Source organism: Parvibaculum sp., assembly GCF_019635935.1.
In the GTDB taxonomy this organism is placed as follows: domain Bacteria; phylum Pseudomonadota; class Alphaproteobacteria; order Parvibaculales; family Parvibaculaceae; genus Parvibaculum.
On sequence record NZ_JAHBYN010000001.1, the window covers coordinates 2,652,632 to 2,664,042 of the forward strand.

12 protein-coding genes are annotated in these 11,411 nt (G+C 58.7%); 8 read left to right on the forward strand and 4 right to left on the reverse strand.

Features of this window, described 5'->3' with window-relative positions; all coding sequences use genetic code 11:
- Positions 1 to 23 precede the first annotated feature (23 nt).
- The 5 genes from KF719_RS13105 to KF719_RS13125 all read left to right on the forward strand — a co-directional run bounded on the left by KF719_RS13105 (position 24) and on the right by KF719_RS13125 (position 4,140).
- Positions 24 to 1,202 carry a replication-relaxation family protein gene (locus KF719_RS13105; protein WP_293509149.1) on the forward strand — a complete coding sequence of 393 codons (1,179 nt, stop codon included), beginning with the start codon at positions 24 to 26 and terminating at the stop codon, positions 1,200 to 1,202.
- 81 nt (positions 1,203 to 1,283) lie between these two features.
- Entirely contained in the window at positions 1,284 to 2,699 is a 1,416-nt protein-coding gene (locus tag KF719_RS13110) for a site-specific integrase (protein ID WP_293509150.1), read from the forward strand.
- A 67-nt stretch (positions 2,700 to 2,766) separates the two neighbouring features.
- Positions 2,767 to 3,069, forward strand: a complete 303-nt coding sequence (locus KF719_RS13115; RefSeq protein ID WP_293509151.1) for a hypothetical protein — start codon at positions 2,767 to 2,769, stop codon at positions 3,067 to 3,069.
- Positions 3,070 to 3,161: 92 nt separating this feature from the next.
- A complete protein-coding gene (locus KF719_RS13120) occupies positions 3,162 to 3,539 on the forward strand; it encodes a hypothetical protein (protein ID WP_293509152.1) in 378 nt (125 codons plus the stop codon).
- Between the two features lie 244 nt (positions 3,540 to 3,783).
- Entirely contained in the window at positions 3,784 to 4,140 is a 357-nt protein-coding gene (locus KF719_RS13125; protein ID WP_293509153.1) for a hypothetical protein, read from the forward strand.
- Positions 4,141 to 4,216: 76 nt separating this feature from the next.
- On the opposite strand, the gene KF719_RS13130 is transcribed toward KF719_RS13125, so the two are convergent.
- The 4 genes from KF719_RS13130 to KF719_RS13145 form a co-directional block, all read right to left on the reverse strand.
- Positions 4,217 to 5,137, reverse strand: a complete 921-nt coding sequence (locus KF719_RS13130; RefSeq protein ID WP_293509154.1) for a LysR family transcriptional regulator — start codon at positions 5,135 to 5,137, stop codon at positions 4,217 to 4,219.
- Between the two features lie 83 nt (positions 5,138 to 5,220).
- Positions 5,221 to 6,060 carry a MaoC family dehydratase N-terminal domain-containing protein gene (locus KF719_RS13135; RefSeq protein ID WP_293509155.1) on the reverse strand — a complete coding sequence of 280 codons (840 nt, stop codon included), beginning with the start codon at positions 6,058 to 6,060 and terminating at the stop codon, positions 5,221 to 5,223.
- On the reverse strand, positions 6,011 to 7,177 hold the full coding sequence (locus KF719_RS13140; RefSeq protein ID WP_293509156.1) for a CaiB/BaiF CoA-transferase family protein: 1,167 nt from the start codon (positions 7,175 to 7,177) through the stop codon (positions 6,011 to 6,013). Before KF719_RS13140 ends, KF719_RS13135 begins: the two co-directional genes overlap by 50 nt.
- 2 nt (positions 7,178 to 7,179) lie before the next feature.
- Positions 7,180 to 8,319 (reverse strand): acyl-CoA dehydrogenase family protein, encoded by a 1,140-nt coding sequence (locus KF719_RS13145; RefSeq protein WP_293510661.1) that lies wholly within the window; start codon positions 8,317 to 8,319, stop codon positions 7,180 to 7,182.
- A gap of 150 nt (positions 8,320 to 8,469) precedes the next feature.
- Here KF719_RS13145 and KF719_RS13150 point away from each other — a divergent pair, with 150 nt between their 5' ends.
- From KF719_RS13150 to KF719_RS13160, 3 genes are all read left to right on the forward strand, one after another.
- On the forward strand, positions 8,470 to 9,390 hold the full coding sequence (locus KF719_RS13150; protein ID WP_293509157.1) for a LysR substrate-binding domain-containing protein: 921 nt from the start codon (positions 8,470 to 8,472) through the stop codon (positions 9,388 to 9,390).
- Between the two features lie 142 nt (positions 9,391 to 9,532).
- A complete protein-coding gene (locus KF719_RS13155; protein WP_293509158.1) occupies positions 9,533 to 10,186 on the forward strand; it encodes a flavin reductase family protein in 654 nt (217 codons plus the stop codon).
- Positions 10,187 to 10,315: 129 nt separating this feature from the next.
- Positions 10,316 to 11,404: an LLM class flavin-dependent oxidoreductase gene (locus KF719_RS13160; RefSeq protein WP_293509159.1), complete on the forward strand. Its 1,089-nt coding sequence runs from the start codon at positions 10,316 to 10,318 to the stop codon at positions 11,402 to 11,404.
- Positions 11,405 to 11,411 lie beyond the last annotated feature (7 nt).

An 11,411-nucleotide genomic window follows, 5' to 3' on the forward strand; every position in this document is an offset into this window, starting at 1 on the left:
TAGCATTTCTGTCGGACATTGTCATGACGAATTTCAAGGCGCCCGATCAATTGGACCCTGACAGCCGAAGAGACCCCAGGTCGCCAAAAAAGGGTAAGGCACCTGAAAATTTGCGGGCTGAACGGCGCCTTCCGGCGGCGAGCATTGCGGCATATCGCGGAATGTGGCGCACGTTTTCTGCGCTCCGGCACGATGCTATCGCTTCAGGCATGGAACACCGGAAGCGTCGATCCCGCATGAAGCGTCAGAAGACGGATAAGCGCCTCGCGCTGACAGCGCGCGACCTCGCGATCTTCGAGCTGCTGGAGCGGTATCGCTATCTGCGTTCGACTTTCATCCATGCCTTTGTCGGCGGCGCGTCGGAAACGCGCTTCAAGGAGCGCCTCGGCGATCTCTATCACGAGGGAGGATATCTGAACCGGCCCGAGCAGCAGTGGGAGACGGCGCATTCCCGCTACCTGCCGGCCATCTATGAGAACAGCAATCGAGCCCGGGAAGTGCTGGCCGCGCATGGGAAACTCGCCGAACCCTGTCCGCATATGCCATACGGGGCGGGCGCGGGACGGCAATTCGTGCATTCGCTGATGATATGCGAGGTGCTCGCCGCGATCGAACTTGCAACAGTGTCCGATCCCAATTTGCGCTTTATTGCCTGGCCCGAAATCCTGGCCAAGGCGCCCAAGGCGACGCGCAACGACGCCCATCCGATGCGGCTGCCCGTGTCCGCCCGCCTGGACAAGACCATTGTCCTAAGCAGAGAGTATGTCGTTCCGGACGGTCTTTTCGGACTCGAATATCGTATGACGGGCGAGAGGAGCTACCGATTCTTCGCGCTCGAAATTGACCGCGGCACCATGCCCATTCATCGTTCGAACGCCCTTCAGTCTTCCTTCAGCGCGAAACTCCGCGCCTACCGCGATATAGCGGAGAGGGATGTACACAAATCCAGGCTGGGGATTCCGAACCTTCTCATCTTGACGGTCACGTCGTCGGAGACCCGGAAAGACAATATGATGTCCACTCTCTCGAACGAAGCCGGCCGTGGCGCGATGTTCCTGTTCAAGGCAGTCGCAGATTTGAGTCTGCCGGCAGGCAGGCAAGACAGGGCAAGACGGGTCCGCGGGGAATTGTGGGAACGCAGCGGCCACCCGGCGCTGGATATTTTCAGTGATACGGAATGCCAAGTCGAAAGGGACGGATAAGTTTCCAGACCGGAACGCCTCCGTCGAGTGCCGATGCGTCGAGATGCAGCATAGCCAACATCGGATGTGGAGGAGGATACTGTGCCCCGTACAAAGAAGATTGATAAGGCGCTTCAGATCGCCGCCGAATCTGTCGCAATTTCCGACTTGCTCTCACAGCGTGCCGAGAGAGCCAAGCTGCGACCCACGACTTATTTCCATCTGGTCAAGTTCATTGAAGGTGACGCTCTGGCTTACCGGCCTCGCCTCAGAGGCGGTGTCTGGTTCATCAAGGCGCGCGTCGACGGGCGCTATCTGGCGCGCCTCATTGCAAGAGCCGACGATCTCGAACCTGCAGATGGTGAGAGCGTGCTTTCCTATGCACAGGCCCTGGAAAAGGGCCGAAGCATTCTGTCGGGAGACAAAAGGAGTTTCTTCGCACCGCGCCGGATGGAGTTTCTTCCTCACACGCTTCGTGTCTGTCCCATCGGAGAAGTCTACACCGTTGGTCATGCATTGCGCGATTACCTAGAAGAAAAGCGAAACAACGGCAGTCCGCAAGGATACAGGACCGCCGTCGCCGACGCGAACGCCTATATCGTCGGGGATCTCTCCTCCATCCCCTGTGCAGACCTCGACATCAAGTTTCTCAAGGAGTGGTTCCGGTCGCTCGGGACAAGACCGTTGGAGGCGTCGAACTTCGTTCGCCGTTCGAACAATCAACCCATTGTCTATAACGATGGTGAGGCGGACCGGAAGGCGAAGGTGAGAGCGAACTGCGTGCTTATTACATTGAAGGCGGCTCTCAACCTTGCATGGCGCGATGGTCGGATCGAAACGGACACCCAATGGCGCAGGCTGCTGCCTTATCGAAGCGTGCGGAAGGCGAGAAGGCGCATTCTGAGTAGCAACGAGATTGAGGCCTTGCTGAAGGCGGCCCCACCGGATCTTCGCAAACTGATCCTCGGCGGTCTCTTCACGGGATGCCGGTCCGGTGAGTTGATGGCGCTTCGGCCATCTAACTTCAACTACGAGACCGGGACACTTTTTGTCCATGCGACAAAGACCTGCCGCAGCCGCAACATTGTTCTCCCCTACGAAGCGATCTCCTATTTCGAGCGGTTGACGCATACGCTCGGAGAGAAGCATCCCATTTTCCACAGGAGCAATGGTGAGCCCTGGGGACACCGTGGATACTGTCATTTGATGCGAAAAATCTCCATTGAAGCGAACATCGAACCGCCTGTCATTTTCCATGAGCTGCGCCATACCTATGCAAGCCGGCTGATCATGTCGGGGGTTTCGCCCTTTGTCGTGGCGGATCAGCTGGGACACGCGGACTGCACGCAGATCATCAAGACCTATGGCCATGTGTCGGCGGAATTCGCCGTGGACCAGGTGCGGACACTCTTTCCCCGTATCGAGGCGACCGCTGCCGAAGTGGCCAAGACCGCCCGATGGCACAAGGGATTGAAAGAAAACCCGCCACCTCGCTGGAAGCGGATAGGCAGAATCTAGACGCGGCGGGGTGGGTCATTGATATATGGTGAGGTGAGTTCACCAAAGCGTTCAGGAGAGCGGCCTCATGACAAGCGACCATTGGATGATCCTCCTCATGGGGATGGCTCTTGCCTGCGGCCCGATTCTGCTCATTTGGTTTGAGGACAAGACGCGTGCACGGAACGTCACCGTCCCGGTTCTCGTCTCTCTCAAAGGCTATGGTCTCTCGCCGCACAGCGCTTTCGGCCTGGTGATCGCGGTCATGCTGATCTATCTGTCTTATCTGATGCGCGGCGTTGGCCTTGGCTTCGTCTTTATGATCTTCGGTTTTCTCGGTTTCATTGTCGTGGTGCAGAATATCCGAAAATCGAAAATGCTCGCGCGATGAACCTTCAGTGAGCATTCCTCATGCCTTCGCTTTGCAAAAGAAGATGACGGGTTGCGGCGACGACGTGATCGGCAACACGGCTGAGATCTGTTATGCCAACCGGCCTGACGGCGGCCCATGCGGAGGATGCCGGATTGGACCCTGCGCACGGGATTTCCGGGCGGGGCAAGTTCCCCCGCGTGCCTGTTCCGGAAATCCCGGCCCGTTTTCCCGGCGGGGATTTCGCTTTCGCCCCTTGTGAAAAATTCCGACTCGGCCAGAAGGATATCCCGGCATTGAACGGCGTGGACGATCCCTCAGCCTCCATCATCACCCAGACCTCCAAAGGCTTCACCGCCACGAGGTGGTCGGCAAGGTCGTTCGCGGCTCGAAAGCCTCCATTCGTGATCGGGTCATTCCCGGAGGTCATGACTCGGTCCAATTCGGACGCTCGGGTGAATGGGAATGCGTTGATCGTGCCTGTTCCGTGAATTGTCGAGAACGGGAATGAATTCGCCGACAACAATCGCGGCACGTTGTTGGATACGGTGATTCTAGCGTCCCGGCGCCGGATTGCCGTCGACAATTCGGTACTGCTCGCCAAATGACGTTACGTCCCCGTACACGGATCGATCCGGTCGAGAGCGCGTCTTCTCGATGCCTCGACGCCGTGCGAATATCGAAACACCGAGCGGCGCCGGACTTTCAAATGCGCCGGTAAAAAGGAGAAACAGCATGCGTTTCATTTTTGGTGTACTCATTGCGTCAGTTTCGTTCGCGGGCGTCGCACTCGCCGATCCGCAGGCAAATCTTTACAGCAACACGGTCGTCATCACATCGGCGGCCGGCGTAAGCAAGGCGTTTGTCAACGAGGACCACTCCTATACGACCACGTTTCCGGATGGCAAGGTCGTGAAGGGCAGCTGGGCCGTTCAGGGCGATGAGGTTTGCTACACGCAGACCGATCCCGCGCCCGCGGAGACCGACATGCCGATCTGCGTGAAGAATGAAGAGCGCCAGGTAGGCGATACGTGGGAAGCGCCCGGTGCCGACGGCAAGCCGATTAAGGTAACGCTGCAGGAGGGACGCTGAACGTCGAAGGGCATTGCGAAACTCGATGGCCGGCCTTTCACGAGGCCGGCCGGTTTCTTTCCCGTCGTCGAAGCCTCTATCTGGACCGGAGCCACTTACCTTGCCGGACCAGTTCCTCGACTTCGAGATGAGTGCAGCGCAGAACTTCCTTCATTGCGGTGGTCGGAACGTGGTGCGGTGTTTCCGCCAGGATCAATTCACGCGTGACCGACGGATCAACAATTCTGGAGGCGGCAAGGACTTTCGCTTCTACCTGATGATAGACGCCGCCGAAGGGCAAGATCGTGTAGACGTCCTCATCCAGCACAAGCTCCTTGATGAGCGCCATGGCGTCGAGTTCGAGATGAACATTGACGTCGAGCCCATAATGGACAGCAACCGATTCGACCAACAGACGGATGCCATGAGGTTTCCCGGGCAGAACCAGAGGAAGCTTGAGAACGTCGGCAAGTCTCACGGACTGGTTTGCGAGAATGGGTGCGTCGGCGCGACCGACGAGAAACAGATCTTCGTTCATCAGATGCTGGCCGATCGCATGAGCGCTACGGCCGGCCTTGTAGAGCACGGCGATGTCGAGCCGACCCTCCGTCAACCATTCGGTGACGTCGCCGCTGAATCCTTCGCTAATGCGTAAATGAATGCCAGGAAAATCCCGCCTGATGCGGCGTACGAGCGGCGGCACCAGCGTCATGGTGACGGAGGGCGGCATGCCGATCATGACAGCGCCGACGGGCTTGCCTTTAACCGAATGCAGATCGACAAGAATCTTGTCGGCCTCCCGAAGCAGGGCCTGGGCTCTCGGAAGGGCGAGAGCGCCGATTTCTGTCAGCTCCACGCCACGCCCGTTCCGCCGGAATAGCGCGCCCAGCTGTTCCTCCAATTCGCGGACATGCCGGCTGAGCGCGGGCTGCGCAATGGACAGCCGCCGGGCTGCCTGACTGAAACTGCCCGTTTCCGCTATCTCCACGAAGTATCTCAACTTCTTCAACTCAAGCACTACGCACCACCAGTTCTATCGGAACGTGATGGATACTAGCCTTGATATGTCCTTCGTGCATCTCGTCTCGCTGCGAAAATTGTCTAGACGACCACCTCCATCTCGCTCGCCACCCCCCGCGGTGTCGTTACGCGCAGGAGAAAGCCGCTTCCGGCAGGTGATTTCTGAATGAGAAGCTCATCGGATACGAAGGCCGGCTGCCTGGCACGAAAGTTGAAGCCGCCAATGGGTGCAGCTGCATCTGTACGATACAACTGGTCCAGCATGAGAAGCGCCATCAGTGGGCCTTGAACGACAAGGGAAGGGTATCCTTCGCTTCGCGCGTAAGGCAAATCGTAATGAATGCGGTGAGCATTGAAGGTCACGGCCGAAAAGCGAAACAGCAGTGCCGGATCCGGCTGAAGGCGGCGCTCGTCCCAAATTCTCTCTTCGTCCGTGAGACCGGCGGCGTCGGGTTCGCTGGCGACGGAATGCGTCGGTGATCTGAAGACGAGGTCCTGTCTTTCATCGATTTCACCTGTGTCGCCGGTCACCAGGTGCCGGAGCGCAACAAGCGTGAACGCGCCGCTCCGGCCCGTCTTGGACGCGATGGAAACAATCTCGGAATGGCGCTTGAGCTTTTCGCCGATAGAGATATGCCCGCGAAAATGCAGGCGGCTTCCGGCCCACATGCGGCGAGTGCCCGCAAGCCGCGGCATGAACTCTTCGTCCAGCGGATGACCGTCTGTGTTGAGGCGACTCTGCCGCACCGACGGCACGAAATACATCCAATGCCATGCGGGCGGCAGGGGCGCACCCGGAGAGAGATCGCGATTGGTATCGAGCAGCGCATTCAGCGCGCGCAACGGCTCTACAGCCGCCGTCGCGACCTCATCACGGCACCGGCCGATCCAGGCTTGAAGATTGGGCGTTGTGCCAGTCATCAGTGAATTCCCGCCTTATGGCCTCGGTATGCTCGCCGATATCGGGTACGCGCCGGAGAGAAAAATACTCCTCCGCAAAAATCGCCGGAGGCGCCGGAATTTCCAATTGACCGGTTTCCGTCGATATGGATATGCGGCGCAGATGCGGATGCGCGCTGAGATCGGACAGCGAATTGAGCAGGCCGAAGGCAATTTGCTCCGACATCAACGTCTCGACCAGATGCGCTTTGTCGAGACGAGCGAACACATCGCTGATTATGCGCTCCAGAATTTCACGATTTCTGACGCGGTCGTCGTTTCGGGAAAATCGTTCATCCGTAGCGAGCCCAGCATCCTCAAGAACGGCGACACAAAATCGTTGCCATTCCCGTTCGTTCTGAATGGCGATCAGCACTTCGCCTCCATCCGCCGCCTTGAACAATCCATAAGGCGCGATGGACGGATGACGCATGCCCTCGCGGGTGGGCGCGCCAGGACCATAGTCAAAGTGAATGAGCGGAACAGTCATCAACTCGGCGGTAGAGTCAAAAAGGGAAATGGCGATCTCCGATCCTTCGCCCGTCCGGTCTTTCTTCAGCAAGGCGAGAAGGATGGCGGAGTAGGCGTTCAACCCCGCTGTGATGTCCGAGATGGAAACGCCGACGCGACTGGCAGCTTCTGCAGGACCGGTGACGGAGGCAAGCCCTGCCTCGGCCTGAATGAGGAGATCATAAGCCTTGCGCATACGGCTTGGTCCGTTTTGGCCAAATCCGCTGATCGAACAGGTAATGAGTGACGGGTTCCGCAGGCGAAGGTCGGCGGCGCCGAAACCAGCGCGCGCCGCTGCGCCGGGTGCGAGATTCTCGATGAAGATGTCGGCGCGGTCGATGAGCCTGTGAAGAAAGAGGGCGTCGTCCGGTTGCTTGAAGTCGAGAACGATCGACTCCTTGCCGTGATTAAGCCAGACAAAATAGGAGCTCTGCCCTTGCGCTGCCGTGTCATACCCGCGTGCGAAATCTCCCTCCGCACGTTCAATCTTAATGACCCTCGCGCCAGCATCCGCCAGACGGCAGGAACAAAGAGGCGCGGCCACGGCCTGTTCCAGCGCCACCACGACTAGTCCATCAAGGGCTTTCATGCTCAGTAAGACCTTGGAAGCCCGAGGACATGCTGGGCGAGATAGGCAAGGATCAGGTTCGTCGAGATGGGAGCGACCTGATAAAGGCGCGCTTCGCGAAATTTGCGCTCGACGTCGAATTCTTCGGCAAAACCAAACCCGCCATGCGTTTGCAAGCAGGCTTCGGCCGCCGCCCACGAAGCTTCAGAGGCAAGAAGTTTTGCCATATTGGCTTCGGCGCCGCAGGGAGCGCCGGATTCGTAAAGAGAGATTGCTTTCTCGACCATCAATGCGGCAGCTTCGGTGGCGGCATATGCACGCGCGATCGGAAACTGGATGCCTTGATTCATTCCGATGGGCCGGCCGAACACAATACGCTCCCGGGCATAGCCGCTCGCTCTGGATATAAACCAGTGCGCATCGCCGATACATTCCGCAGCAATGAGAATGCGCTCCGCATTCATTCCGTCGAGAATGTAGCGGAAGCCATCTCCCTCGCGTCCGATAAGATTCTCGGCGGGGACTTCGACATTGTCGAAATAAAGCTCCGTTGTCGCATGATTGAGCATCGTGCGGATCGGACGAATGGTAAGGCCACGTCCGCGTGCCTCGCGCAGATCGACGAGAAGGACAGAAATTCCGTCCGCTCTCTTTGAAGCGTCCGTGCGCGGCGTGGTTCGCACGAGCAGGATCATCAGGTCCGAATGCTCCGCACGCGAGGTCCAGATTTTTTGTCCGTTGACAATGTATCGGTCGCCTTGCCGGACTGCCGACGTGCGAATGGCGGTCGTATCTGTTCCCGCGTCCGGTTCGGTGACGCCGAAGGCTTGCAGCCGTAATTTGCCCTTGGCGATCTGCGGCAGGAAGGTGGATTTCTGCGAATCGCTTCCGTGCCGGAGCAGCGTGCCCATGACGTACATCTGCGCATGGCAGGCGGCGCCATTACAGCCGCTTTGGTGAATCTCCCGAAGGATGCGGGCGGCGGCTCTCAACCCGAGCCCACTCCCGCCATACTGAGTGGGAATAAGACAGCCGAGAAAGCCACCCTGCGTAAGCGCCTCCACGAATTCGGTGGGATAGCTTCGTTCACGATCCTTCTCGCGCCAATAGCTTCCCGGAAAGTTCAGACACAACGCTTGAACTGATTGTCCAATGCTCTCCAGCACATCATCGGCGTCGCGCACGTCGATTTTTTCGGTTATCACTTTGGCCCCACATGCTCTGCCCGTAATTTGTCGTTGGTGACAAGCGGCCGCGCAACCTCCATAACTGGGCTATCTTCTATCGCGTTTTGATATAGCGACGGTGGCGTGATGCTGGACTTGAAGAAGATGAAGTATTTCGTGCAGATCGCTGAGACGGGCAGTTTCAGTCAGGCTGCACGCAGGCTTGCCGTCGCGCAGCCGGCGCTCAGCAGGCATGTGCGCGAGCTTGAAGACGAACTCGGCGCGCTATTCCGGCGAAATGGACGCGGCGTGGAACTGACCGAAATGGGAGCGCTTTTTCTACCCCGCGCCAAGGCTTTGCTGCACGAAGCCGACAAGTTTTTATCGGAACTGCAAGCGACGAAGGGCGCGCCGGTCGGTTCTGTCACGCTCGGCATGCCGCCATCCGTCAGCCTGGCGCTTGTTCCATCGCTTGTACGCCGCGTAAGCCGGGAGTTTCCGGGAATCCACCTTCGCATCAGCGAAGGCTTCAGCGGCGACGTGAATGACTGGCTGACCGAAGGCCGGCTCGATATGGCGGTGCTGTACAAATCCGGCCGAAGTGCGCGGGCGATTGGACATCATCTTTTGAACGAAGACATGTGCCTAGTGGGGCGCGCGGGCACGCGAATTCTCGATAACCCCTCTATACGTATGGCGGATGCCGTAAAGCTGCCGCTGATCCTGCCGGGAAGGCCGCACGGTCTTCGGTTGCTGATCGAGTCGGTAGCGGCTCACCACGGGCTCGAACTGAACCTTCATCTGGAACTCGACGCTCTGGCGCTGATCAAGGATCTCGTGGCCGATGGCGACGCCTATACGATATTGCCCTTCGGCGGCGTCTATCGTCAGGTTGAGGACAAGGTTCTGTCGGCGGCGCGCATCGTCGATCCCGCCGTGATCCGCGAATTGATATTGGCGGAATCGCCCCATCGCGTGCCGAACGCTGCCATGCGCGAAGTGATCCGCTGCATCCATGAAGAAGTGGGTGACCTGGTCACGCAAGGAAAGTGGCTCAGCCCGCTCTGAGAGAGCCAGTGGAAGACACCCCATACTGACTTTTCCATCTGGATATTCGCTCTAGCTGTTATCACGGTTTCGTAGGCTCGGGCGCCATCTGAATTGTCATACTCTCCGCCGCGTTGCCAGCTTTTGGGGAACCCACGGGTCGATGTTTTACGAAACCGCGAAGAGAGATCACGGACTTCCGCATGATCCACTCAAGGGCTGTGTCGTGCCGAGGCCGATCGGCTGGATCACCAGCGTCGACCGGCGAGGTGCCGTCAATCTTGCGCCCTTCAGCTTCTTCAACATGCTCACCGACCTTCCGCCGATGGTCATGTATTGCCAGACGGGTTCGCATATCGAAGGCGGCCGAAAAGACTCGATAAAGAACGTTGAGGAAACGGGCGAATTCGTCGCGAATATCGCGACGTGGGACTTGCGTGAGAAAGTCAATATAACCTCCGCGGCCGTCGCGCGTGACATCGACGAAATGAAGCTCGCGGGATTGACGCCGGCGCCTTCAAACCTGGTGCGGCCGCCGCGCGTCAAGGAATCACCTATACACTTCGAATGCGTGCTGGATCGGCTGCTGGAACTGCCGCCCCGGTCCGAGCGCGAGCCGAACATCATGGTGATCGGCCGCGTCATCGGCGTCCATATTGCCGATGAGGTCATTCGCGACGGCCGCGTCGATATCGGGCTTGTCGAGCCCATAGCCCGTCTCGGCTACGATGAATATGCCGTCATCCGCGATATCTTCAGGCTGGACCGCCCGGCAGACGTCGAAACATCAGGCTCCCGCCGTCCCCGTTTGTTCTAGCTGTTATGCAGTTGGGTCAGATTGACTGGCCTCGGCGCTCATTTACGTTTTGCAACCGACGAAATTCGCAATCCAGCCGCGAACTGAGGCGGCGGAAAGCGGTATGAAGCCAATCGGGGAGAGCGCCAGATGAAATTCGGGTTAATGATCGACACCCATGTTGATAAGTGGAAGCTCATCCAGCACGCGGAAGAGCTGGGCTTTCACCGGGCATGGATTCCCGACTCGCAGATGATCTGGGCCGACTGCTATGTGACGATGGGCCTCGCAGCCGTCAACACAAAGCGCATCCTGATCGGTACGGGCATGACGACACCCGGTACGCGCATCGCGCCGGTGACCGCTCATTCCATCGGCAGCATCAACCAGCTGGCACCGGGCCGTGTGTTTCTCGGCATCGCGACCGGCCACACCTCAATGAGACTGATCGGTCAGCCGCCGATTTCACCGAGCGAACTTCGTGAATATGTGGGCGTGCTCCGCAAGCTGCTGGACGGCGAGGCGGTGGACTATACCTATCGCGGACGCACGGCTGAAATCCAGTTCATGCATCGCGATCGCTACTACGTGAATCTCGATAACCGGATCCCGATCTATATTGCCGCAAACGGTCCGAAGGCGCTTGCAGCGACAGGCGAACTCGGCGACGGCTGGATGCTGGCCGGACGCACCGAGAAGGAGACCACGGAGGGCATCGCGCAGATCAGAAGCGCGGCGGCGAAAATCGGCCGGACGCTTCCCGCCGATTTCCTGGCCGCCTGTTCAAGCAGCGCCTGCGTTCTGCGTCGGGGAGAAAAGCTGACCGACGACCGCGTCGTCAACCAGACGGGATCGATGGTCACGACGAATCTGCATCTGAATTACGAGGTGTGGGAGCTTTCGGGACGCAAGGATGAACTGATCCTGCCGCATTTCGCCAATATCTGGGACGATTACGTCAAACGCGTCGCCAATTACAGCCTGCCGCCGGAATCCCGTTTCCGCCAGATTCACGACGGACATGCGACATTCCTGCAAGAAGGAGAGCGCCGGTTCGTGACGCCGGAAGCCATTAAAGCCTCGTGCCTTGTCGGTGAGCCCGACGAGATCGTCGAGCAGGTGCGCGGCCTCGAGCGTGCCGGTCTCACGGAAATATCTCTGTTGCCTCCCGCCGATTACCAGAGCGATGTGCTCCGCGATTTCGCCGAACTCGTCATGCCTCATTTCAAGGAAGACTAGCGGCGTG

Excerpts from the sequence above, each read along its gene's own strand:
- KF719_RS13105 (WP_293509149.1), top strand. The coding sequence starts at position 24 with ATGACGAATTTCAAGGCGCCCGATCAATTGGACCCTGACAGCCGAAGA.
- KF719_RS13115 (WP_293509151.1), top strand. The coding sequence starts at position 2,767 with ATGACAAGCGACCATTGGATGATCCTCCTCATGGGGATGGCTCTTGCC.
- KF719_RS13120 (WP_293509152.1), top strand. The coding sequence starts at position 3,162 with ATGCCAACCGGCCTGACGGCGGCCCATGCGGAGGATGCCGGATTGGAC.
- KF719_RS13125 (WP_293509153.1), top strand. The coding sequence starts at position 3,784 with ATGCGTTTCATTTTTGGTGTACTCATTGCGTCAGTTTCGTTCGCGGGC.
- KF719_RS13135 (WP_293509155.1), bottom strand. The coding sequence starts at position 6,060 with ATGACTGGCACAACGCCCAATCTTCAAGCCTGGATCGGCCGGTGCCGT.
- KF719_RS13140 (WP_293509156.1), bottom strand. The coding sequence starts at position 7,177 with ATGAAAGCCCTTGATGGACTAGTCGTGGTGGCGCTGGAACAGGCCGTG.
- KF719_RS13150 (WP_293509157.1), top strand. The coding sequence starts at position 8,470 with ATGCTGGACTTGAAGAAGATGAAGTATTTCGTGCAGATCGCTGAGACG.
- KF719_RS13155 (WP_293509158.1), top strand. The coding sequence starts at position 9,533 with ATGTTTTACGAAACCGCGAAGAGAGATCACGGACTTCCGCATGATCCA.
- KF719_RS13160 (WP_293509159.1), top strand. The coding sequence starts at position 10,316 with ATGAAATTCGGGTTAATGATCGACACCCATGTTGATAAGTGGAAGCTC.